Source organism: Acinetobacter pittii, assembly GCF_034067285.1.
GTDB classification, from domain to species: Bacteria; Pseudomonadota; Gammaproteobacteria; order Pseudomonadales; family Moraxellaceae; genus Acinetobacter; species Acinetobacter pittii_E.
The window spans coordinates 3,078,581-3,102,920 of the sequence record NZ_CP139286.1 but is presented as its reverse complement, the minus strand read 5'-3'; the positions used below and the strand labels follow the sequence as shown (position 1 = coordinate 3,102,920).

23 protein-coding genes are annotated in these 24,340 nt (G+C 40.2%); 13 read left to right on the top strand and 10 right to left on the bottom strand.

Annotated elements, in window-relative coordinates; all coding sequences use genetic code 11:
- Positions 1-56: 56 nt before the first annotated feature.
- The 3 genes from SOI81_RS14640 to SOI81_RS14630 all read right to left on the bottom strand — a co-directional run bounded on the left by SOI81_RS14640 (position 57) and on the right by SOI81_RS14630 (position 2,662).
- Positions 57-1,241, bottom strand: coding sequence for an MFS transporter (locus SOI81_RS14640; protein WP_239974809.1), 1,185 nt, complete (start codon positions 1,239-1,241; stop codon positions 57-59).
- A 15-nt stretch (positions 1,242-1,256) separates the two neighbouring features.
- Positions 1,257-1,667, bottom strand: coding sequence for a RidA family protein (locus tag SOI81_RS14635; RefSeq protein ID WP_239974807.1), 411 nt, complete (start codon positions 1,665-1,667; stop codon positions 1,257-1,259).
- A gap of 68 nt (positions 1,668-1,735) precedes the next feature.
- Positions 1,736-2,662, bottom strand: coding sequence for a DMT family transporter (locus tag SOI81_RS14630; RefSeq protein WP_239968415.1), 927 nt, complete (start codon positions 2,660-2,662; stop codon positions 1,736-1,738).
- A gap of 238 nt (positions 2,663-2,900) precedes the next feature.
- Here SOI81_RS14630 and SOI81_RS14625 point away from each other — a divergent pair, with 238 nt between their 5' ends.
- From SOI81_RS14625 to pntB, 3 genes are read left to right on the top strand one after another with little or no spacing between them, the layout of a single operon-like run.
- Complete coding sequence (locus SOI81_RS14625; RefSeq protein ID WP_002117245.1) at positions 2,901-4,028, top strand: Re/Si-specific NAD(P)(+) transhydrogenase subunit alpha; 1,128 nt, start codon at positions 2,901-2,903, stop codon at positions 4,026-4,028.
- 11 nt (positions 4,029-4,039) lie between these two features.
- Positions 4,040-4,354 carry a proton-translocating transhydrogenase family protein gene (locus SOI81_RS14620; RefSeq protein WP_000230434.1) on the top strand — a complete coding sequence of 105 codons (315 nt, stop codon included), beginning with the start codon at positions 4,040-4,042 and terminating at the stop codon, positions 4,352-4,354.
- Between the two features lie 12 nt (positions 4,355-4,366).
- The gene (gene pntB, locus SOI81_RS14615) at positions 4,367-5,821 is read left to right on the top strand and encodes an NAD(P)(+) transhydrogenase (Re/Si-specific) subunit beta (RefSeq protein ID WP_016142195.1); all 1,455 of its coding nucleotides are present in this window, start codon (positions 4,367-4,369) and stop codon (positions 5,819-5,821) included.
- A 53-nt stretch (positions 5,822-5,874) separates the two neighbouring features.
- Here pntB and SOI81_RS14610 read toward each other — a convergent pair whose 3' ends face one another.
- The 6 genes from SOI81_RS14610 to barA all read right to left on the bottom strand — a co-directional run bounded on the left by SOI81_RS14610 (position 5,875) and on the right by barA (position 12,767).
- Positions 5,875-6,696 carry an SDR family NAD(P)-dependent oxidoreductase gene (locus tag SOI81_RS14610; protein WP_320540944.1) on the bottom strand — a complete coding sequence of 274 codons (822 nt, stop codon included), beginning with the start codon at positions 6,694-6,696 and terminating at the stop codon, positions 5,875-5,877.
- 207 nt (positions 6,697-6,903) lie between these two features.
- Positions 6,904-7,305 (bottom strand): ribosome silencing factor, encoded by a 402-nt coding sequence (rsfS, locus tag SOI81_RS14605; protein WP_001047580.1) that lies wholly within the window; start codon positions 7,303-7,305, stop codon positions 6,904-6,906.
- A gap of 81 nt (positions 7,306-7,386) precedes the next feature.
- Positions 7,387-8,181, bottom strand: coding sequence for a hydroxypyruvate isomerase family protein (gene hyi, locus SOI81_RS14600; RefSeq protein WP_262445647.1), 795 nt, complete (start codon positions 8,179-8,181; stop codon positions 7,387-7,389).
- Between the two features lie 13 nt (positions 8,182-8,194).
- Positions 8,195-9,064, bottom strand: coding sequence for an NAD(P)-dependent oxidoreductase (gene glxR / locus SOI81_RS14595; protein ID WP_320540943.1), 870 nt, complete (start codon positions 9,062-9,064; stop codon positions 8,195-8,197).
- Between the two features lie 12 nt (positions 9,065-9,076).
- Entirely contained in the window at positions 9,077-9,865 is a 789-nt protein-coding gene (locus SOI81_RS14590; protein WP_016142191.1) for a crotonase/enoyl-CoA hydratase family protein, read from the bottom strand.
- 94 nt (positions 9,866-9,959) lie between these two features.
- The gene (gene barA, locus SOI81_RS14585; RefSeq protein ID WP_239974802.1) at positions 9,960-12,767 is read right to left on the bottom strand and encodes an ATP-binding protein; all 2,808 of its coding nucleotides are present in this window, start codon (positions 12,765-12,767) and stop codon (positions 9,960-9,962) included.
- 172 nt (positions 12,768-12,939) lie between these two features.
- Here barA and cysM point away from each other — a divergent pair, with 172 nt between their 5' ends.
- The 4 genes from cysM to relA are packed head-to-tail and all read left to right on the top strand — an operon-like array spanning position 12,940 to position 18,432.
- The gene (cysM, locus tag SOI81_RS14580; RefSeq protein WP_016142189.1) at positions 12,940-13,863 is read left to right on the top strand and encodes a cysteine synthase CysM; all 924 of its coding nucleotides are present in this window, start codon (positions 12,940-12,942) and stop codon (positions 13,861-13,863) included.
- A 12-nt stretch (positions 13,864-13,875) separates the two neighbouring features.
- On the top strand, positions 13,876-14,694 hold the full coding sequence (locus SOI81_RS14575; protein ID WP_320540942.1) for a 3'-5' exonuclease: 819 nt from the start codon (positions 13,876-13,878) through the stop codon (positions 14,692-14,694).
- A gap of 9 nt (positions 14,695-14,703) precedes the next feature.
- Positions 14,704-16,095, top strand: coding sequence for a 23S rRNA (uracil(1939)-C(5))-methyltransferase RlmD (rlmD, locus tag SOI81_RS14570; RefSeq protein ID WP_320540941.1), 1,392 nt, complete (start codon positions 14,704-14,706; stop codon positions 16,093-16,095).
- Between the two features lie 30 nt (positions 16,096-16,125).
- Positions 16,126-18,432, top strand: coding sequence for a RelA/SpoT family protein (gene relA / locus SOI81_RS14565; RefSeq protein ID WP_016142186.1), 2,307 nt, complete (start codon positions 16,126-16,128; stop codon positions 18,430-18,432).
- Positions 18,433-18,480: 48 nt separating this feature from the next.
- On the opposite strand, the gene SOI81_RS14560 is transcribed toward relA, so the two are convergent.
- Entirely contained in the window at positions 18,481-19,254 is a 774-nt protein-coding gene (locus tag SOI81_RS14560) for an SDR family oxidoreductase (protein ID WP_320540940.1), read from the bottom strand.
- A gap of 112 nt (positions 19,255-19,366) precedes the next feature.
- Here SOI81_RS14560 and mazG point away from each other — a divergent pair, with 112 nt between their 5' ends.
- The 6 genes from mazG (at position 19,367) to panC (ending at position 24,324) form a co-directional block, all read left to right on the top strand.
- Positions 19,367-20,173 (top strand): nucleoside triphosphate pyrophosphohydrolase, encoded by an 807-nt coding sequence (mazG, locus tag SOI81_RS14555; RefSeq protein ID WP_320540939.1) that lies wholly within the window; start codon positions 19,367-19,369, stop codon positions 20,171-20,173.
- Positions 20,142-20,546, top strand: a complete 405-nt coding sequence (locus SOI81_RS14550) for a ComEA family DNA-binding protein (RefSeq protein ID WP_151748476.1) — start codon at positions 20,142-20,144, stop codon at positions 20,544-20,546. Before mazG ends, SOI81_RS14550 begins: the two co-directional genes overlap by 32 nt.
- Positions 20,547-20,671: 125 nt before the next feature.
- Positions 20,672-22,138, top strand: a complete 1,467-nt coding sequence (pcnB, locus tag SOI81_RS14545) for a polynucleotide adenylyltransferase PcnB (protein WP_239974795.1) — start codon at positions 20,672-20,674, stop codon at positions 22,136-22,138.
- Entirely contained in the window at positions 22,135-22,617 is a 483-nt protein-coding gene (folK, locus tag SOI81_RS14540; protein ID WP_151748474.1) for a 2-amino-4-hydroxy-6-hydroxymethyldihydropteridine diphosphokinase, read from the top strand. Before pcnB ends, folK begins: the two co-directional genes overlap by 4 nt.
- Before the next feature lie 45 nt (positions 22,618-22,662).
- Complete coding sequence (gene panB, locus SOI81_RS14535) at positions 22,663-23,472, top strand: 3-methyl-2-oxobutanoate hydroxymethyltransferase (protein WP_002117298.1); 810 nt, start codon at positions 22,663-22,665, stop codon at positions 23,470-23,472.
- Positions 23,473-23,475: 3 nt separating this feature from the next.
- Positions 23,476-24,324, top strand: a complete 849-nt coding sequence (gene panC, locus SOI81_RS14530) for a pantoate--beta-alanine ligase (RefSeq protein ID WP_239974793.1) — start codon at positions 23,476-23,478, stop codon at positions 24,322-24,324.
- Positions 24,325-24,340: the final 16 nt, after the last annotated feature.

Here is a 24,340-nt window from a genome sequence, read left to right as displayed (position 1 = left end):
TATAACCACCCTTGTGTTAAATATAGAAAGATGATTTTTAACAAATTACTTTAGCGCTAAGGCATTTGCTTTTTTTGTAAGAAAGCATCAATCACGCTAAATAAAATACAAAATACAACGAGGCCTACACCTGCAATGCATGTCATAGTCCATCCACCACGATTCCATGCAAAAATCCCTAATGCCGAACCACCAGCTCCTCCAATAAAGTAAGTGGTCATATAAATAGCATTAATACGAGATTTGGCATCTGGACGTAAACGGAAAATAATGCTCTGGTTACTGGTGTGTACCAGCGCAAGTGCCAATTGAATTAGAGCAAAACCAATAACATAAGCTGAAAGTAGAGTTTGTCCGAAATAGAAACAAATCCAACTTACCAAAAACAGCCCACAGCCCATCCAAGTGAGGAGGCGTGTATATCCTTGGTCGGCATATTTACCAATATAACGTGTAGATAAAGCACCAAAGATACCGACTAACGGGACTAGTCCGATAAATAGATCAGGTAAATGATGTGCCGAGGTGAGAAGTAACGCGATGGTGGAATATAGAATACTCACTGCTGCAAAGGCGAAAGCACCTGTAAGTGCTCTTAATAATAGTCGCTTTTCCTCTTTTAAAAGCTGAGCCATGGAAACAAAGATTTGCCCATAGTTCATTTTCATGCGCATGACATAAGGCAGGCGACTTTTTAAGGTATAGGCCAACAGAAGCATTAACACACCACTGACTACATAAACTACTTTCCAATGAAAAAGGTTGGAAAATAAGCCTGCCAGACTGGTAGAGAGTAAAATCCCGACCAATAAGCCACTCATTAAAAAGCCAATAATTTCGCCTGTTTTTTCAGGTTTTACGGTCATTGTGGCAAGTGGAATAAGCACTTGAGCTGCAACAGAAAATAAGCCCGCTAAAATTGTACCAATCCATAGCATGGGCAAGTTAACAGCAAAAGCAGATGTAAATAGACCAATTGCGCAAAGCACCATCAAAAACGGAATAGCTTTAGCTTTATTAACAATATCACCCATCGGAACAATAAAGAGTAGGCCGAGGGCATAAGACACCTGAGCGAATGTCACTGTTAAAGCGGCTTGTGCTTGAGTTACAGCAAAATCTTGCTGAATAGAGTGAATCAGCGGCTGACAATAATAATTCACACCTGCACATAAGCCACATGCTGCTGCCATCAACCAAAGCAAAGGTTTATTTTGACTGATATCTTCAGGGGTAGACATGATGTTCTCTCAGTTTTATTGGGTGTATGCCGTTGCTTCAATTTCAATGAGCATATGTTCTAGTGCAAGGCGCGGCACAGGAATGAGTGTACAGGCAGGAAAAGGATGATTTTTCCATAAATTTTGCATAATTTTAATCAAAATTTGATGTTTTTCGACCGAATGGTCAACAACTAAAACTCTTAACACGGCAATGTTGTTAAGCTCTGCATTGGCGGCTTTTAAAGCATGTTGAATATTATCAAAAACTTGGTTCGCTTGTTCTTCAAAATTTGAGCTTAATTCCCCTTTGGAATTTTCGCCGCCTTGACCAGCCACATGAATAATATTCTTAAAGTTTTTTACCACAGCAACATGGCTATAACCATTTGAGGTAGGATCATATAACGTTGATGGATTTATGATTTTAAAAGCTTCTTGACTCATGGGAACTCAACCGTTCATTAAAATTTAGATGAGTATCCAACCTCAACTTAAGTTGAGGTCAAGAGAATTTAATGTTTCAGTCTTTTCTTTCTTAATGTAATCATCATTACACCTACAATATTCAGTAGGCAGCCGACCCATTGCCATATATTTAGGTGTTCATTTAAAAAAGCCACGGCAAGTAAAATTGTTAAAACTGGTCCAATCGAAGCGATCATTGCTGATTGAGAGGCACCTAGCCGTTCAATGCTTTGCATGAGCATAACGGTGGGTAACACGGTAACTAAAAAGCCTAAGCCAATCCCATACCAAATCACGCTAGAGGGGAGTTGTAATAGAAGTTGAATAGGATGAGGTGTGCTTAATACATAGTGAGTTAATGTGCCGACACAAGCCACAGTTAGAGCTAACCCTGTGAAATTCCAAGAACCAAACTTCTTAATGAGAGGGGGTGTTAGTAATAAATAGCCGGCGAAAGCTACAGCACTTGCAAATACAAAACTTGTTCCTAACCAGAAGTTGCCCTGAATTGGTGCGTTGTTGTGCTCCTGAAGCATAACCAGCACCGTTCCACCATAACTAAGAAAAATGGCAAATAAACTTTTTACATCTAATTTTTGTTTGTAGAGTAGACTCGAAACAATGACGGTGAGAGTAGGGTATAAAAATAGAATAATTCGTTCTAGAGAGGCGCTAATAAACATAAGACCCATGAAATCGAGCCAACTTGCAAAGTAGTAGCCTAATAGACCAGCAAAAATTAAAATTAGCCAATCCTTCTTTTTTATGCCCTGATTATGATGCCTGTTAAACCAGCAAATTAATAGAAAGAACGGTAAAGCGCTTAACATGCGTAAAGCCATCAGGACTGTACCGTCGACTAATGGAGAAAGGGCATAAGTCTGTTTAATAAAGATTGCTTTGGTACTGAATAAAAACGCAGAGCAAAGCGCAAAAAAAGACCCGATTTGAAACGATGATAAAGAAATTTTCATATACAGGACTGTATAAGAGAGACTATTGTCTGTAAAAAAAGAAAAATCTTCCTATGTTACACCTCAAATCAAATATCGTGAATCATTAGTTCAAAATATGGGTATTTATTAAATAAATATTGGGTGGTATTTTAAAAAAGTTCAATTAGAATCCAAATTCTGTACAAAGAATACACATGGGGGAAACATTGCAGCTTGCAATGTTTTTGACAATGAGAAATTAGCTTGAGGAACGCTCATGCAGATCGGAATCCCAACCGAAACTGTCGTCGGTGAAAATCGTGTAGCTGCTACGCCAGAGACAGTAAAGAAGTTGATTAGCGCTGGTCATAGCGTTGTGATTGAACGTGGTGCTGGTGTAAAGGCTGCGTACATTGACAGTGCTTATGAACAGGTCGGTGCAACCATTACGGATGATGCCTATACGGGTAGTCAAATTATTTTGAAAGTTCGCGCTCCACAGGGCGGGGAAATTCAGAAACTTGCAGCAAATACCGCTGTTGTAGCAATGTTTGATCCTTATCGTAATACCGAGCTAGATCAGTTTGCGAATCAACAAGTGTCTGCTTTTGCTCTAGAACTGCTTCCTCGTACGCTTTCTCGTGCACAAAACATGGATGTGTTGTCTTCTCAAGCAAACTTGGCTGGTTATAAATCAGTTTTACTTGCTGCTGCTGAATATCAACGCATGTTCCCAATGCTTATGACTGCTGCGGGTACTGTAAAACCTGCACGTGTTGTAATCATGGGTGTCGGTGTTGCCGGTCTACAGGCGATTGCAACTGCAAAACGTTTAGGTGCAATTGTTGAAGCGACTGACTTGCGTCCTACAGCAAAAGATCAAGTTGAGTCTTTAGGTGGTAAGTGGTTAGACGTACCAATGTCTGAAGAAGAGCAACAACGTGCAGCGGATGCCGCTAAAAATGGTTATGGATGGATGCCGGGTGAGCAGTACATCAAAGACCAGGCTGCGATTGTAGATAAAGCTGTTTCTAACGCAGACATCGTGATTACTACTGCATTGCTACCAGGTCGTGATGCGCCACGTCTGATTAAAGCTGAAACTGTTGCCAAGATGAAACCGGGCTCTGTCATTTTAGATATGGCAGTTGAAACTGGTGGTAACGTTGAAGGCTCTAAAGTGGGTGAGACTGTATTTACTGAAAATGGCGTGAAAATTTTGGGTGTTCCAAATATTCCGGCCACTGTAGCAACAGAAGCTTCTGCATTGTATGCGCGTAACGTTTTTAATTTCGTAGAGACTTTATTCGACAAAGAGAAAAACTTTGCGATTAATCAAGAAGACGAGATCCAAAAAGCCCTATTGGTCACTCATGGCGGTCAAGTACTGCTTAAGCGTGGTTAAGGAGATTTCTCATGGTTGAAACTATTACAATTTTCGTCCTTGCCATCTTCGTAGGTTATTACGTGGTTTGGGGCGTTACGCCAGCTTTACATACGCCACTTATGGCAGTAACCAATGCGCTGTCATCTATTATTGTGGTGGGTGCGATGTTGCAAACTGTGGGGCTGCCAGTTTTAGGTGTAGATGCTAACGTTGCATTTCAAAGTGTGAATGTGGTGAGCGTACTCGGTGCGATTGCAGTATTTTTGGCAAGCATTAATATTTTCGGTGGCTTCGCAGTAACTGCACGCATGCTGGAAATGTTCAAGCCTAAGCAAAAGAAATAAGAGGGCTTTGACATGGAATTTATTCAAGCAAATGCAAACTGGTTATACCTTGTTGGCGCAATTCTCTTTATCTTGACGCTTCGTGGCTTGTCTGGTCCTAAAACAGCAATTCAAGGTAACCGTTACGGTATGATCGCAATGGCGATTGCTGTGGTAACGACTTTCTTTGTTGCTAATAATCCAGTGATCTGGATGATCGTTGGGGCAATGGTGCTCGGTGCAATCGTAGGTATTGCACGTGCTCGTACCGTACCAATGACACAAATGCCAGAAACTGTTGCGCTTATGCACTCATTGGTTGGTTTGGCTGCTGTTCTCATTGCAATTGCTGCAATTTTACATAACAACCAACTTACTGAACTATTCGCTCAAAATGAAGCGGCTTTAATAGCTGCTGGCGTGCAACATGCACACATGAGTAAGGTTCACTTGTTTGAATTGTTTGTTGGCTGTTTCGTAGGTGCGATTACCTTTACTGCATCTGTGTTTGCATACGGTAAATTGGCTGCGAAAAAATGGGCTAAAACAATTTCTGGTGCGTGGGTTAAACCTGTTCAAGCGCTTATCTTTATTGCGATGTTGGCTTGTGGTTTCTATTTCTTCACGACTGGCAACATGACTGCATTTTGGGCAATGACAGCACTTGCACTTGCATTTGGTTGGGTTTGGATTGCGCCAGTAGGCGGTGGTGATATGCCTGTGGTGGTATCGCTTCTTAACTCATTCTCTGGTTGGGCTGCGGCAGGTATTGGTTTTACACTTGAAAACAACATGTTGATCGTTGCAGGTTCGCTTGTAGGTTCTTCTGGTGCGATTCTGTCGTACATCATGTGTAAAGCAATGAACCGTTCGATCATCAATGTATTGTTTGGTGGGGCAATGGGCGGTGCAGCAGTTGCATCTGCAGATAAAGGTGAACAAGTTCAACGTAACCACCGTTCAGGTTCTGCTGATGATGCTGGCTTCTTGATGTCAAATGCTGACAGCGTTGTGATTGTACCGGGTTATGGTATGGCGCAAGGTCGTGCACAAAATGCTGTAAAAGAGTTGTGTGAAATTCTAAAAGAGCAAGGTGTTCGCGTTCGTTTCGCCATCCATCCGGTTGCGGGTCGTATGCCTGGTCATATGAACGTATTGCTTGCTGAAGCAGATGTAGCATATGAAGACATCTTGGAAATGGACGAGATTAATTCAGACTTCCCTGCAACTGACGTAGTACTTGTTATTGGTGCAAACGACGTTGTTAACCCTGCTGCAAAAGATGATCCAAGCTCGCCGATTTATGGTATGCCGATTCTTGAAGCTCATAAAGCGCGTACAATCATGGTGATTAAGCGTTCTATGGCAACAGGTTATGCTGGTCTAGACAATGATTTGTTCTATAACGAAAAAACAATGATGATCTTTGGTGATGCCAAGAAAGTTGTTGAAGATATGACGAAAGCAATTAACGGTACAGGCCACTAAGTTGCTTTGAAATAAAAAACCACCTTCGGGTGGTTTTTTATTTGGCTCTACTTTTAAAGAAATTTTTCTACAAGATCCATAGACTGTTGATACAGGTCACGTGCCAGTTGCTGATTTTTAGCATGTGAGGATTTCCAGTCTGGCATATGTGCACTGACATATTCGCCGTTGCGGTTTTGCCATGCATCTCCAGTTGCCATTTCTGTAATGAGCTTTGCTGGAACTGAGGTTGGAACCAAGCCTAATTTCATCGCTGCATAAACCGGTTTTGGTAATTCACGATAAATATCAGAAGCAACACCGCCGGGGTGTAATGCATTATTGGTAATTGAACTTTCTGCGAGTTGCTCTGCTAATGCATTGCTAAACAGTAAATTTGCAAGTTTTGATTGCCCATAATAGAACAGGGGGTTGTAAAAACCTTCTGCACGAAATTTATTGGGTTTAATTGAGCCAACCCAATGAGCAATAGATGCAAGATGGATAATGCGTGCTTTTGGAGATTGTTTTAAAACTGGAAGTAATTTTTGAGTGAGTAAAAAATGGCCTAAATAATTAACCCCAAATTGTTGCTCAAAACCCTCTGTGGTTAGTTGCTTTGTTTTAGAAAATAAGCCTGCATTATTAATGAGTATGTCAAGGCTGCCATAGCGATCAGCAATTTCATCTGCTGCTTTTTGGGTTAACTCAAGACTATTTAAATCGAGGGAAACTAAATCGACTTGGCCTTGATTAAGTGAACGTAGCTTGTTTTGTGCCTCTTGTGCTTTTTGTGGATTTCGACAAGCCAAAATCACATGTTGTCCTTGTTTAACAAGTTGTTCTGCTGTGGCAAAACCAATCCCTGTGTTGGCGCCTGTAATTAATATCTTCACTTTCTGTACTCCGGTTATGCTATTTATTGGTGAGAACTTTAAGAATTTGTATAGTGCTGCAAATTTGACAATTTGTCATGTCAAATTTGGTTGTAAGTGATGATTGGTTTTCTTAAGAGTAAAGGTGGGTTTTTTAAAAGGGTCTAAATTGTTATTAGAGAAACAAAAAAGCGGCTCAAAAGAGCCGCTTTTTTTAAAAGCAAAATTTTAAGCAACCGACTCTGGAGCGGTACGCCATAAGCTTTCTAAATCATAGAATTTACGAGCTGTTGGTAGCATTACATGTACTACAACAAAGCCGAGATCAATTAAGATCCATTCTGCATCTCGTTCACCTTCAACACCAATCGGGCGGAAACCGGCTTTACGAGCTTCTTCTGCAACATTGTCAGCAAGTGCTTTGACATGGCGAGTAGAAGTACCACTTGCAATTACAATAGCATCAGCGACATTGCTAATTGAGCTAACATCTAACTGGAGAATATCTTTTGCTTTTACATCAACTAAAGCGTCGTGGACGACTTTGAGACAAGCTTGTACGTCTTTATTTGAGGTATTCATTGCGAAATCGTGAGAATTAGACACGCTGGGCGATGGTTCTAAATTCATATAGGGTATATTTTCCTGACAATTACTCACTATCTAATATAGTGGTTTTTACACTAAATTTCAAACAGAAGTCGTAACAGTTTATATATTTACATCATCAGAAAAGTATTTTTTCTTCCATGTAAACGACTGATTTGAACCATTTTCAGGTTTATATTCTGCTGCAATGTAGTTCTGATATGAGCTTTGCTTTAACCAAGAAAAAATTTGTTCATATGGGATTTGAGCTGTATCAGGTTCATGGCGGCCCGGGCAGTCTGCAAATTGAATATGTCCAATTAAGTTAATATTCTCTTGTAAACCTTCAAGCACATCTTCACCCATCATTGCCATGTGATAGCAGTCATACTGCATTTTGAGAGCAGGGTGGTTGACCGCTTCTAGCATCTCTTGTGCTTGTGCAATGTTTTGCACTAAAAAGCGTGGCATATCAGTGCCGTTAATCATTTCGAAAACAGGCTCTATACCGTGTTCACCGAGTAAATTGCAGGCAAGTTTTAGGTTAGCTGCTAACGTTTTTAAACAAGGAAGCAAGTCTGCATCAAGCGGTTGTTTACCCGCTAAAATATTAACACGAGGAACGTTTAAAGCGGTGGCATAACGAATAGCCAATTCTAATGCTTCATGAAAAGCTGCTTCTTGGCCGGGTATGCCTGCTAAACCATTCCCACCTTGCATAAGGTCACCAGCAGGTACATTAATTAAGCAAAGGCTGAGATTGTAGCGTTCGAGTTGAGTTTGAATATCTTCAATCGTCAATTCATAGGGGAATTGAATTTCTACATATTCAAAGCCCTGTGCATGAGCCAGAGCGAAGCGTTCAATTAAAGGAACTTCGGTAAAAATCATGGATAAATTGACTGCAAGACGACCCATACTCAAACTCCGTTTATTTTTGCTCTACTAATTGAATCATAGTAGCTAAATCTTTCTCGGCAAAGCCATTTTTTTGGTGAGTTTGTAGCTGTAATAGAGCTTTTTGTGCAACGGGGATGTCTAAATTAACATTGTTAGCCAATGTTACTGCGTTGTTAAGATCCTTAGATAATGTTTGAACTTTCCACTGAATAGGCTCAAATGTATGAGTTGCCATGCGTGGGGTTAGAATTTGAAAGGGTTTAGAGTCTGCAAATCCGCCTGCTAAGGCTGGAGCGAGTAAAGTTGTATCTACACCCGCTCGGTCTGCAAGCGCGACAGCCTCTGCAATAAGCGCGCTGTTGGCTGCGACGATGAGTTGATTACAAATTTTGGTGGCTTGACCAGTTCCTGTGTCTCCCATGCGTGTTACACGTTGAGATAGAACATTATAAATAGGCGTTAACTCTGTAATTGTTTGAGCATCACCGCCTGCAAAAATGACAAGTGTGCCTTGTTCTGCCCCAGCTGTTCCTCCCGACACAGGAGAATCAATCCAAGTAACCTCATGCTTGGCAGCATCTTGAGCAAGTGTTTTTGTTACAGCAACAGATAAGCTTGAGAAATCAACAATCACCTGTTTAGCTTTTAAGTGAGGTTGAATTTGCTCGAATACACTTTGTACGGCTTTGTCATCTGCGAGACAAGTTAAAATAACAGGATATTCGCCAATATTTATAAGATCTAAAGGCTGTGCGCCGATATCAATCAGTTCTTCACATGCAGAAGAGGTCCGGTTCCAAACAGCAACTTGAAAACCTGCCTGAATAAGACGGGTTGCCATGCGGCTTCCCATCAACCCTATACCTAAAAAAGCAATAGGGATGTTGCGATCAAAATTCATAATCTAAGCTCTTTATTTATATTGGCGTGGTAAAAAATTAACTTCCGGATGTTTGTCTTTTTTACGAGCAAGCTTGCTATTTTTACCAAGTAATAATTTAAGTTGCCAGATTTTTTCTAAACGTAATGATTTTTCTGGTTGGTGCTCCATCGCATCAAGTACACGTTTTGCCGCAGTGAGCGCATCTGGTGAGCGCTGTAACATTTCAGCTGCAATTTCATTTGCTTTCTCTAGTGGAGCGTCGCTTAAATGAGTGACAAGACCAATTTCTTTTGCATAATTTCCATCGAAAACACGAGCGGTTAAGGTGAGTTCTTTTGCAAGGTCAACGCCAATTAAACCTTTCAATGAACGAGTAAGTCCCATATCTGGAACTAAGCCCCAACGACTTTCCATAATCGACATTTTAGTGTCAGGGTGAGAAATCCGAATGTCGGCTGCTAAGGCAAGTTGCATGCCTGCGCCAAAACAGTATCCTTCTAGTGCCGCAATCACAGGTACAGGTAAATTTTGCCAAATAAGAAATGCTTTTTGAAATAGGCTTTGGCCTGGTTTTACAAGCTCCCAAATGGCAAAAGCAGAATTTTTTGGATTGTTTAGGTCGGATAAATCAATTCCGGCGCTAAAAACTTGTGCTTCACCTGTCAAAATCACACAGCGAATATCACGGTCCTTTTTAATGGCTTTTGCTGTTGAAACAAGTTCTTTTAATAAGGCAAAACTCATGGCATTGCGTTTGTCAGGACGGTTTAAATATACCGTTGCAATGCCATTATTCTTTTCAATACGTAAGAGTGCCATGAGATTTCCGCTTCTTTTTTTATAGATAAGCGGAGCATAACATGGCTGTAATTTGGAAACATGACAGCCCAGTCATGTCTGTTTTGTAGATATATTAGTCAGGAATCACCAAGATTTGATGAGCTGCACTTTCTACTTCTTTTACAACAAGTCCTAACTCGTCGAAGCGTCTCATCACTTCTTCAATGAAGCCTTCATCTGCTATACGGCGTTCTTTACGTAGTGTTGAAATAAATTGCTCAAAGTCACCTGTCACTTGTTGTAGCTTTGGAGTACCTACATAGCGAGTAGCGCCATAAAGACGATGTAAAACATGCTCAAGTTGAGGGAAGTCTTCAAGCTCAATAAGTTGCTGCATTTCATCTAGCTCAGTTGGGAAACTATCAACTAACATTTTAAGTAAGTCTTGAGCTAAATCTTCTTTATTTGCTGCAAGCTGCAAGCTTTGTTGCCAGTTTAAAATTTGCGGATCTAAAGCTTCTGCAACGACATGATGGTCTTTCTCTAGTGCTTTTGCCGCAAAGTTGTTTTTAGTCCATTGCGTTAAAATCTGGATAATTTGTTCCATTTGAATTGGCTTGGTGACATAGTCATTCATGCCGACTTTGAGAAGTTTTTGCTTTTCATCAGCAAGGGCATGGGCTGTTAATGCAATAATTGGAAGCTGCATTTCACCGTCTAAAGTTGACTCTAGCGAACGAATAGCGCGAGTGGTATCAATCCCTGACATAACAGGCATTTGAATATCCATGAACACTAAATCAAATGGTTTGAGCTTTTGATCGATTCGCTCTTGGATGAGGTTTAAGGCTTCTTGGCCGCTGAGTGCTTTAGTTGTTCTAACGTTGAGTTCACCTAGCAGAGCTTCTAAGACAATTAAGTTAGGTAAGTGATCGTCGACCGCCAGAATGTGTAAACCCTGCCCATTAAAGTCTTGTTGTTCCTCTTCAAAAATAGGTTGATCATTTAATAATTGAATGAGTCCGCTTCGGCTTAATGGTTGATAGAGAGGGCGAGCACGATATTCATTGAGCATATTTGGCTCAAGCGTCATTTGATAGCCATAAACTGCCAAATTACCTTGATAGCGGCTGCGAATTTCTTTTAATAAGGCTTCAGTGTCACCACTGTGGTCAACAATAAGCCATGTATTATCTTTTTGATCAAGATGTTTTAAGCGACTAAATAAATCCAGAATCGATTGTGTCTCGATGTGAGGAACATGATAGTTTTCAAGGTAGTAACGTAAAACACTTGCGGTAGCAGGGTGCGCAAGATAAGACACCACTTGTAAATGCTCAAAGTGTGGATGTTCAATCTCGTAATCTTCATCTACCACAAATTGTGCGGTAAACCAGAACGTAGAGCCTTTTTCTGTTGGGGCACGTTCTTGGTTGTCTTCAAAGCCAATTTGACCATGCATGAGATGAACAAGCTGTTTCGAAATAGCTAGACCTAAACCTGTACCGCCAAATTGACGTGTAACGGATGCATCACCTTGCGAGAATGATTCAAATAGTTTTTTACGGTCTGTACCGCTTAAACCAATACCACTGTCTTGCACACTAAAATGAAGTAGGCATTGTCCAATATCATCATGTTCCATACGAACACGAACAATAATTTCGCCGTCTGGAGTGAACTTAATCGCATTCGAAATCAAGTTAGTCAGAATTTGTTTAAAGCGTAAAGCGTCACCAATCACTTGTTGTGGAATGTTGTCGGCATAGTAAAAAGCCATAGCAATATGCTTTTGGGCAGCCAGTGGAGACAACATATCCATGACATCAAAGACAGCTTCTTCTAAATCAAACGGTGCTGTTTCTAGCTCTAATTTACCTGCATCAATTTTTGAAAAATCTAATACATCATTAATTAATGCCAATAAATGGGCTGATGACTTGCGAATAGTTTGTAGGTAAAGATTTTGTTCGTTATTTAGGTTTTGTTGACGAAGTAATAAATGAATAAAGCCATCAATACTATTTAGAGGGGTTCGAAGCTCATGACTAATATTGGCAAGGAAAACTGATTTGGCTTGGTTCGATGAAATCGCTTGGTCACGTGCTTGACGATAGGTAATATTTTGAACTTCTAAAGTATCTAAAGTTCTACGTAAATCTTCTTCGGTTTGTTCAGTATGTTCTTTTAACTCTAAAAAGCTAAAGTGTAATCGTTTAACGACATTTGCAATATCTCGCTGTAATAGGCGTAATTCACCAGTACTATTAATCACCATGTGCTGGTCTAGTGTGTCAGCATTTAAACGTTGCAACTGCATGCGAATTTCATACATCGGCGCAATCCAGCGACGTGAATAAAAATTCAAACAAAGTAAAAGTAAGAGTAAGGTCATTAACCCAGTAATGACGAGGGCGATCAGAATACGGTAACGAGCCAGTTCTAGTGGCTGATTATCCATTTCAATAACAAGCCAAACAGGGGCTTTTCCAGGCGCGTCGCTAATCCGTTGTCCATAAATATTATTGTGATTATAAGAGATTGGCCCAAAAAAATTATTGTTTTGTTTGAAGTTCGGCCAGTAGCGATTGTCGCGATAACCGATACTTAAATAGGTCTGACCATTACTGTCAATTAAAGCAGCACGTTTTAGATTTTTCTCACTAAACATGCTTTGCATGATGTGCTGGGCGTGATCATATTCATCGGGCTCTAGTTCAACCAGATTATATAAGTCGATCGCGATTTGATTATAGCGAGCTAAGATTGCAGAGGCATGATGTAGCTGTTGTTGTTTTACTGAATGTGAGGTTTCAGTTAAAACCAGAAAAGCACCAACGCACGTTAAAATCATAATAGGCACAAAAATCAGAGCAATTAATTGCCCATATGCATGATTCAGACGTAAGCGTTTCGATAAGGTTTTATTGAAATTAGACATGGCTACATCAGATTTATCTCTCTGTACGGCATCTTATCACGCTTTATTTTAAAACAGACGGCATTTTATAAATGACCGAGCTTTAATCGCTTTTATGAAAAAGCATATTGAAATGGGTGCAGTACCAAGCATTTTTTCATACAATAGGCCCACCTCGATATAGGTGTTGATCATGAGTAATACACAACCTGATTTTTTAGCCGACGAATTTTTGTTAGATCACTATGTAGGTAACACACCTCTAGTCCGTTTGCAGCGCTTGGCGTGTCACACGCAGGCAACGGTTTTAGCAAAATTGGAAGGTAATAATCCGGCAGGTTCTGTAAAAGACCGTCCAGCATATAACATGATTATGCAGGCAGAAAAACGTGGTCAAATTAAGCCAGGAGATACCTTAATTGAGGCAACAAGTGGAAACACGGGTATTGCTTTGGCAATGGTGGCTGCAATGCGTGGCTATAAAATGAAATTAATCATGCCAGGGAATTCAAGTCAGGAGCGTAAGGATGCAATGCGTGCTTATGGCGCAGAATTGATTGAAGCACCGAATATGGAAGCTGCACGAGATATGGCTTTGCAAATGCAAGCTGAAGGTCTAGGTCTGGTCCTTAATCAATTTGGCAATCCAGATAATGTCGAAGCCCATTACCTGACCACTGGCCCTGAAATTTGGAAGCAAACAGGTGGGAAGATTACTCATTTCGTGAGTTCAATGGGTACAACCGGTACCATCATGGGAATTTCAAAATATTTAAAAGAACAAAACCCAGATATTCAAATTATTGGTTTACAGCCTTCTGAAGGTTCAAATATTGCTGGTATTCGCCGTTGGCCACAAGAATATTTACCTACGATTTTCGATCCAAAGCGTGTTGATAAAATTATGGATATTCCGCAAATTGAAGCGGAAAAAACGGCTCGCCGTTTAGCACGTCAGGAAGGAATTAGTGCAGGTACATCTTCTGGTGGGGCAGTGTGGGCTTCAGTAAAAATTGCAGAAGAAAATCCGGATGCTGTTATTGTTTGCATTATCTGTGATCGTGGTGATCGCTACTTATCTACAGGACTGTTTTCAGTACAGGACGATAACTCATAATTGAGAGAAATCATGCGTTTCCCTACCTTAGTTTTTGATATTGAAACTTTAACTGATTTAAAAGCGGGAGCGCATTTATATCATCTTGATTTACCTGAGACCGATGTAGAGCAAGCGCTCACAAAAATCCGTCGCCAAGAATCTGGCATGGATTTTCAGCGTTTGCCTTTACATGAAATCGTTTGTATTTCTGGTTTATGGGTGGATGAGTCTGGTTTTAGATTATTTTCTTTTAGTCGAGAACAATATTCTGAAGCAGAAATTTTGCAGAAATTTTTATCTATTTTTGATAAGCGCCATCCGACTTTAGTGAGTTGGAATGGCTCACAATTTGATTTACCTGTCATTCTGTTTCGCGCGATGTATCACGGGCTTTCTGCACCGGGTCTATTTGATCAAGGTGAAATTGATAGCCAAAAGCGTTTTAATAATTATCAAAACCGTTATCACCATCGCCACATCGATTTAATGGATGTGATGGCAATGTTTAATGGTCGTAATTTTCAAAAGCTTGATGATATTGCCTGTATTTTAGGTTTGCCGGGTAAGCGTGGTGAGTCGGGTTATCATGTGCCTGAATATGTCCGTACGCAGCAGTGGTTAAAATTGACTAGCTATTGTGAAGGGGATGTGCTCAATACGTGGTTTATTTATTTGCGTTGGTTAGTGCTAAAAGGCCAATTGAATGCAGATGAACATAACCACTGGATCAGTTCGAGTATTGAATATTTACAGGCTATCCCTCAGCAGGCTGATTTTCTTGAAGTATGGGAACGTACTTCAAAACATACTGAATTTACTTCTCACTATTTTAATTCTTCAGATTTTTAGGTTCATCCTTTGAAACAACAAGCCAAATCTCGCAACCTCCAACAGCCCGAATATATTTTTCAGGTTGAAACACTTTCTCATGAGGGGCGGGGAATTGCGCATTATGGTTCTCATCCTGAGCATCCTGCAGATAAGCATGGTAAGAAAGTTTTTATTCGCTATGCATTGCCCGGAGAAACTGTAAAGGCACGAATTACCCATCAAGCGAAGCGCCTTGAAGAGGCAGAGATGTTGCAGTTGTTAGGAGAGCCTTCAGCACATCGTATTGAGGCAATTTGCCCTCATTATGGTGTTTGTGGTGGCTGTAGCATGCAGCATATCCATCCTGATGAACAAATTCGTTTAAAGCAAAATGTACTCCAGTCACATTTACAGCATTTTGCAGGTATTCAACCTGAACAATGGCTAGAACCGATTCGATCTTTACAAAGTGATTATCGTCGTCGTGCTCGAATAGGCGTGCGCTATCTGCCAAAACCAGATCGATTAATTATGGGGTTTCGAGAACATCACAGTAATCGTCTAACTTCGATCCATAGCTGTAGTGTTTTGGATAAAAATTTATCAAATAGTCTGCCTGAGTTACGTACTTTACTCCAAAGTCTAAAAGGCAAAGCACACATTGGTCATGTAGAATTAGCAAAAGGTGATAATGAAGTTTCTTTATTGGTTCGTCATGTAGAAAAATTAAACAATTCTGATGTCAACCAATTAAAGCAATTTGCGTTACACAAAGGCTGGCAGTTGTATTTGCAACCTAAAGGTCCAGAAAGCATTCATCGTGTTGATGATGAGCAAGGTGCTTTACGTTTACATTATGCTTTAGAAAGATTTAATGTAAATTTTGCTTTTTCGCCATTGGATTTTACTCAGGTCAATGCCACAGTAAATGAACAGATGGTTCAATTGGCATGTGAATTGCTTCAATTGCAACTAGGTGAAAAAGTACTTGATCTATTTTGCGGTTTGGGCAATTTCTCACTTCCGTTAGCACGATGTGTTGGTGAAAGTGGGCAGGTTGTCGGTGTTGAAGGGAGTGAGGAAATGGTGGAGCGAGCAACAGCTAATGCAAAATGCAATAGTTTGGTGCAGGCGACCTTCTTTTCACAAGATTTAACAAAAGATTTTTCGCATCATTCTTGGGCGAATCAAGGATTTGATGCATTATTGATTGATCCTCCTCGTGCTGGTGCATATGAAATTATGCAGTATGTATCAAATTTTGGAGCAAAAAGAATCGTTTATGTATCATGTAATCCAGCTACACTGGCAAGGGATGCGGGTGTTTTGGTCCAATATGGTTACCAGTTAAAAAAAGCAGCGGTGATGGACATGTTTACACATACCGAACATGTTGAATCCATTGCACTATTTGAAAAAATTCAAGAGATAAACGATTAAAAACATGAGTTACATATTGAGGAGAATGGTATGGTCACAGTACGTGAACAGTTACCTGAACAACTAACTGAGTTGTCCGAGGAAACGACTGTAGAGCATGCCGCCGAAACGCAAATCGGTTTAGCCTCATGGTTGGATCGGGTGCGTGAAATATTAGACGGGGCGAAGCTTGAACAGCTTGAGCAGGTTGCTCATTTAACCCTGCAAAAAGAGTTAGACTCAACGGTTAATCATCGTTCAAATACTTTCGCTACAGGCGTTGGAATGGCTGACATTCTGGCGCATCTCCATGTAGATGAAGATACTCTATCGGCAGCAATGCTCTATCGTAGTGTGCGTGAAGACATTACCGATATAGAAGAAGTAAAACAGAAATTCGGAGAGCAAGTTTATAACCTTGTCAAAGGTACTTTGGCGATGGGTAAACTCTCAGAACTCATTGAGAAAAATAAACGGTTAGAAGATCATTTTAATAATAATCAGCGAGAACATTTAAGCGGCATTTATAAAATGCTGATTTCAGTGACCGAAGATGTTCGTGTTGTTTTAATTAAACTTGCTGAACGTACCTATTCTCTACGAGAGTTGGCAAATTCCTCTCGCGAACGCCAAGAACGTGTAGCACGTGAAATTCTTACTATTTATTCACCTTTGGCACATCGACTCGGTATTGCTCAGCTTAAATGGGAACTTGAAGATCTAGCATTTCGTTATTTGGCTCCAGACCGCTATAAAGAAATTGCTTCATTACTCAATGAAAAGCGTTTAGAGCGTGAGCATTATATTCAGTTCGTCATTGATCGTTTGAAAAATGAGTTAGCGTCTTACGGCATTGAAGCTGAAATTACAGGTCGTGCAAAACACATTTATTCGATTTATCGAAAAATGAAGAGCAAAAACCTGAGCTTCGACCAACTTTATGACATTCGTGCTTTGCGTGTATTGGTCAATAGTGTGCCAGAGTGTTATCACTCTTTAGGTATCGTACATCAAATCTGGCGCCATATTCCGCATCAGTTTGATGACTATATTACCAACCCAAAAGCAAATGGTTATCGCTCATTACATACTGCTGTAATTGCTGAAAATAAATCTCTTGAAGTACAAATTCGTACTCATGAAATGCATGATGAAGCAGAGTTAGGTGTTTGTTCGCACTTTAACTATAAAGAAGGTTCAAAGAATACTGACCATTCTTTTAACCATCGTTTGCATTCATTGCGTGCTGTTTTAGAGCACTATCAAGAACGTAATGACACGACAGTACATCAAAACGAAGATGAAACTGAAGGCTTTGAACAGTTACAAGACTTTGAAGGCTTTGAGAAAATTTATGTTTTTAGTCGTGATGGCGATATTAAAGAGTTGCCGCGCGGTTCAACAGTTTTAGATTTTGCCTATCACGTGCATACAGAAGTAGGGAACAAGTGTTATGCGGCGCGTGTCAACCAGCGTTACGTACCACTTACCTATACTTTAAAAACGGGTGAACAGGTTGAAATTTTAACTAAAAAAGATCGTGAACCAAACCGTGACTGGTTGGTGAACTCTTTAGGTTATATTAAAACCTCTCGTGCACGTGACAAGCTGCGTCATTGGTTTAGACAGCAAGACCGTAGTAAAAATCTTGAAGTAGGCCGAGAACTCCTTAATAAAGAGTTAGCTCGTCTAGCGATTCATCCAAAAAGTATCGACCTAAACGATTATTCGTCACACTTTAATGTGAAAACGGGCGATGACATTTTAGTAAGTCTGGTTAGTGGTGATATTAGCTTACATGCCTTGATTAATCAGGTGAATCGCCAAATGCATCTAGATCAGGATGAGCCTGAGCTAGTACTTAAACCAACATTAAATCCGCGTGCAAGCCATACGCTATCAGCACATGGAATTTTAATTGATGGTTTAGATAATGTAGAGCTTCACATTGCTCAATGTTGTCAGCCGGTGCATGGTGAATCAATCGCTGGATATATTACTTTGAATCGTGGTGTTAGCATCCATAAAGTCATTTGTTCAGACTATCAACGTATGATTAAGCAAGAGCCAGAGCGTGCTGTTGAAGCTGATTGGGAAATGCAGCCAACACGTGGTCAAAGCGTTCAGATTGTGGTGGAAGCTTATGATCGTCGTGGCCTGCTTAAAGACCTAACTCAAGTGATTTTCTCTGACCAAATCAATATTCGGCAGGTCAATACAATTTCTGAGGCAGATGGTATTGCTAATATGAAGTTGCTCATTGAGGTTAAAGGTTTAGCACAGCTTTCTCGTTTATTGGCTCGCTTAGAGCAGCAACCAGGAATTATTAGTGCGCGACGTATGATTCAAGGCGTTTAATAAATTGAGTAAAAAGGCTGTCAAATGACAGCCTTTTTTTATTGCAAATTACTTTCTCGATAAATAAATATTGGTAAGTCGATTTAAAAACTGAGGGCTTAATGTTGAGAGCTGATAAAGCAGTTTGGTTTTTATGCCAACCGGAGTGTGAGTAGGTGTCCAAAAGTGAGCTTTTTTCTCTACAAGCGTAAACACCTGCTGAGCAATATCATTTGGGGTTAAATCTATTCCCATATTTTGAATGGTGCCTGCATCCATATTGTTAACCATTGCGGTTTGTACAAATAGCGGCATTACATCTAAAACACGAATACCATATTTTTTCCATTCCACATCCAAACCTTCGGTAATTCCGCGAACTGCAAATTTACTCGCTGAATAAGAGATTAAATCAGCTTGCCCATAAATTGCAGAGGCTGAAGAAAGGTTGATGACGCGTGCAAAAGACGCTTGTTTTAAATAGGGTAGAGCAGCATGACAGCCATTGATGACGCCATTTACATTAATATTTATTGTTCTTTGATGAGCTTTAATATCAGTTGTTTCAAATGCTCCAGAATATAAAATACCGGCATTATTGACCAAAATATTAAGTTCGCCAGCCCATTCGGTAAATTCTTTTAATATGTGTTGCCACTGGCTGTAATCACTTACATCTAGGTAGCCGGCACAAGCATTTGGCCCTAAGGTATTTGCTAGTTCTTGAGCAAGCGATTCATTAATATCATAAATGCCCACTGTATATCCTTGTTTGTAGAATACCCGTGCAATTTCAGCCCCAATACCTTGAGCAGCGCCACTAATCAGAATACTGTATCCCATATTTTTTCTCTTTCTCAGTACAATAGTGCGACTGATTTAATCGCTTTGATTTTGATCATAGCAAATTAAAATCTTAGTTTTACTGACCGACTTTTTAAACTTGAGGGTTACCATGGATAAATTGCTTAAAATTATGCAAGAGTTACGTGAAAAATGTCCGTGGGATCAAGAGCAAACCCCAATGTCACTGACTAAATATGCGATTGAAGAGGCATATGAAGTTGAGGCGGCGATTCGTCAAGGCGATATGAATGAAATCCGAAATGAGCTAGGCGATTTGTTATTACAAGTTGTATTTCAATCACAGATGTTTAGCGAGCAAGGTGCTTTTAACTTTCAAGATGTTGTTGATGCAATCAGTGAAAAGTTAATTCGTCGCCATCCCCATGTTTTTCAGGTAGATCAATTTAATAACTTAACCCCAGAACAAGTCAGTGAGCTTTGGAAAAAAATTAAACAGCAAGAAAAACAAGGAAAACCACAATCAAGGTTGGATGAAATTAAACATGGACCAGCTCTATTACAGGCACAAGAAATACAAGCAAATGTTGCTAAGGTTGGGTTTGATTTTGAAACAGTAGAAGATGCTTATGAAAAACTAGAAGAAGAATTGGATGAGTTTAAGCAGGCATTAAAAAATAAAAATATTGATGAAATTCAAGATGAATTTGGAGATTGCCTGTTTTCATTAGTCAATGTTGGCCGTAAACTTGCGATTTCAAGTGAATCTTCACTTTTATCAACAATACATAAGTTTAGAAGTCGTTTTGCTTTTATTGAAGATCAAGCGCAAAAACAGCAAAGAACATTAGAAGACATGACTTTGTCTGAAATGGATGAATTGTGGAATCAGGCAAAGCGGCAGTTAAAGTTAGGGGAAAAAACACATGCAGTTCAGCATGAATCTTTGGAAGAATAAACACTATATTTTCATTGCTTTATTTTGGAGCCTGATTTCATCAAACTTTGTTCACGCTCAATCTTTTGATCAAAATTTTAAGGAATGGAAGGCGAAGCAACAGATGTATGATCAGAAGTTGAACATGCAACACGCCTCTCATTCTAATGTTTCAAAAAGCTCAGCTATGTCTGATTCGTCAGGACAAATTCGCTTGAATCAAGCCAGTATTGATGAGCTTCAAAAGCTAAAAGGTATTGGTGAGAAAAAGGCTCAAGCGATTGTAGAATACCGTCAAAAGAATGGTGGCTTTAAAAATATTGATGAATTTAAAAATGTAAAAGGCATTGGTCCAGCCATTTTTGAAAAGAATAAAGCGCGTTTGACTTTATAAATTATCTGTCTGTCAATTGTCATTTCATGCGCAAACTACAGAGAATCAAATTGCCCTTTGTGTGCGTTAGAGCTATGATTAGCGACAACTTGTTATTTACGTCCTGACGTAGGAGACAGCGTCTTTTGCAAACCTTGCGAGCGTCAAAATGTGGTTTGTCCACAGCCCAACTTCCTTCTTCGATTTTAGATGTGATCGATAGCCTGACCAAAGCAGGCTATGAAGCTTATATTGTTGGGGGTGGTGTCCGTGATTTAATGCTAGGGCTCAATCCTAAAGATTTCGATGCAGTCACTAATGCAACACCTTCCCAAATTAAAGAAGTTTTTGGTCGACGTTGTCGAATCATTGGCCGTCGATTTGAATTAGCACATGTCTATTCAGGGCGTGAGCTTATTGAAGTTGCAACTTTCCGTGCTCCTCCTAAAAAAGCAGTCACCAGTGCCTCGGGCATGATTTTACGTGACAATAACTGGGGAACCATCGAACAAGACTTTGCTCGCCGTGACTTTTCTATCAATACGCTATATTACCAACCGCGTAAGAGTATTGTGCTCGATTTCTGCAAAGCGATTGATGATGTAAAAAATAAAACTCTACGTTTATTAGGTGATCCAGCACAGCGTTTTGAAGAAGACCCAGTGCGTATGCTGCGAACTTTACGTTTTGCAGCCAAATTAAATTTCAAAATTGATTCAAATATTCTCGATATATTTGATGTAGGGATGACGCAGTTACTGCGTGATGTTTCTCCGCATCGTTTATATGATGAATCGCAGAAGCTTTTTACAATGGGGCATCTGGCACGTGTTTTGCCAATGTTGATTGAGTTTGGAGTCTGGAAACAACTCTTTGCAGATATTCAGCCGAACCTTACACCATTTATTTTAAGAGCAGCAAAGAATACAGATCAACGTATTCAAGTTGGTAAAACAATTAATCCGGCATTTTTCTATGCGGTCTTATTGTGGCAACCATTTTTAGAACGTTGTGAATTTTATTTATCTAAAGGTGTTGTACCCGCTGAAGCACGTGCACAGGCAGGTTTAGATGTATTAAAGCGTCAGGCAACACGCACAGTGATTCCTCGTTTTGCAGAAACTTTTATTCGTGAAGTTTGGGAAATGCAGACTCGTTTGCTTAATCCAAAACCACAGCAAATAGAAGCATTGGCAGGACATGCACGTTTCCGTGCTGGTTTTGACTTCTTGTTACTTCGTGAAAAGTCGGGTGATGACACGACACAAGGAATGGGAAGCTGGTGGGAAGCCTACCAAGAAATGTCGAATGACGAAAAAGAAGCTGCGATTAGCCAGTACAATCGCCAGAAAGCTAAAAGTCGTCGTAAAGCTGCTACCGAATCTGTTGAAAACAATAAAGTTGAAACGGAAATCGAGCCTTTGGTTGATGTTCCGGAACCACGTAGTCGTCGTGGGAAAAAAGAACGTACTCGACAAGACCAATCGATGGGGCGTTTTATTGAAAAAGCCACTGCTTCAGACGCAGGCGGGACGATGAATGATCATCCGATTTTGAAGCGTAAGCGAGTACAACGCGATTTAAGCCAAGTGATTTTTGGGCCAACGCAATGACAACGAAGACTTATATTGGTTTAGGTAGTAATTTGGGCGATTCGCGCCAAATTTTATCTGAAGCCATTGCTAAGCTTAAAACTTTAGGTGCGGTGAAAGTTTCTAGACTTTATCAAAGCCCACCTATGGGGCCTCAAGATCAACCAAATTATTTAAATGCTGTAGCCGAGTTACATACAGATCTCACGCCTTTAGATTTATTAGATCAGTTGCAGCGATTTGAGCAAGAAGCTGGTCGTGTGCGTCTTCGTCGTTGGGGCGAGCGTACTTTAGATCTGGATTTGCTGATATATGGCAATGAAAAAATTCAAAATGAGCGCTTAACAGTGCCGCACATTGGAATTTTAGAACGAGATTTCGTTGTAATTCCTTTATTAGATTTAGATGCTGATTTACATATTGATGATCAGCCACTTAAAAATTTAGAACTCTTACAGCAGCCAACGCTGACTGTACTTGCTGATGAGTCTTGGGCTTAAAGTCTGACTTATTACGTTCTGCAAACTCCTGTAGAGGATACCATCATGATTAGTCTAAGTGACTTAAGAAAATTTAAAGCCGAAGGACGTAAGTTCTCTTGCCTAACTTGTTACGATGCGAGTATGGCAAAAGCAATGGAACTTGCTGAAATTGATACTATCTTAATTGGTGATTCTCTTGGAATGGCAATTCAAGGTCGTGACTCAACTTTACCTGTAACTGTTGAAGACATGGCTTATCATACGGCAGCAGTTCGTCGTGGTAACCAACATGCCTTGATTATGACTGACTTGCCATTTATGAGTTATGCGACTTTAAATGATGCTTTGCAAAACGCAAGAACAGTCATGCAAGCTGGCGCTCAAATGATCAAAATTGAAGGCGGTGCATGGTTAAGTGAGACCGTACAGGTTTTAACCCGTAATGGCGTACCTGTTTGCGTACATTTAGGCTTAACTCCTCAATCTGTACACGTATTTGGTGGATATAAATTACAAGCTAAAACACGTGAAGCAGCAGATCAGCTTATTGCCGACTGTACAGCTGTGGTTGAGGCTGGCGCAGCAGTTCTATTGCTTGAATGTGTACCTGCTCAGTTGGGACAAGAAATTGCTGAACTATTCCCGAATACGCCTGTAATTGGTATTGGTGCGGGTAATGCGACTGATGGTCAGGTACTTGTAGTACAAGACATGCTGGGTTTAACTTTTGGTCGAGTTGCGCGTTTTGTTCGTAACTTTATGAAAGAACAATCTGGTGAAACTGCCATTTTAGATGCATTTAAAGCTTTTCACGCTGCTGTGCAGGATCAATCATTCCCTGCCAAAGAACATACTTTCCACGTTGAGCTGTAATTCATGAAAACAGAAACCACCATACAAGGTCTTGCAGCGTCTTTAAACCCTGCTAGAGCTGCGCGTAAAATTATTGGTTTTGTCCCAACTATGGGAAATCTACATGAAGGACATCTCACACTTGTTCGTGAAGCGAAAAAGTTATGTGATGTTGTCGTTGTTAGCATCTTTGTAAATCCAACTCAATTTGGGCCGGGTGAAGATTTTGATAACTATCCTCGTACTTTAGAGCAAGATAGTCGTCTATTGGCCGATGTCGGCTGTGACATTATTTTTGCGCCATCGGTTGATCAAATGTACGGTACTCAGCCTCGCTTAACCAACATAAGTGTCAGCCAAATTACGGATGCTTTATGTGGTAGCTCGCGTCCAGGTCATTTTGATGGCGTAGCGTTGGTGGTCACTAAGCTTTTTAATATTGTGCAGCCTAATTATGCTTTCTTTGGTCAAAAAGATTATCAACAGTTAGCAGTGATTCGTCAGTTTGTACAAGACTTAAATATCCCTTTAGAAGTCATTGGCGTGCCAATTGTTCGTGCAGCAGATGGCTTAGCCCTTAGCTCAAGAAATGGTTATTTAAGCCCTGAACAACGTCAAGTCGCTCCGGTTATTTATCAAAGTTTAAAGCAAGCTGAACAGCAGTTACATCAAGGTAAAGATCTACAACAAGTTTTAGAAGATATTAAAACTCAGTTGACAGATAATGGCTTTGTTGTGGATTATGTCGAAGCTCGTCAGTCAAATCTGTTACCTGCTACTCAGTTTGATCGCGATATTGTGTTGTTTGTCGCGGCAAAATTGGGTGCAACTCGTTTGATTGATAATTTAGAAGTTGCCTTTACACCCCAATAAACAGATCAAAGGACAG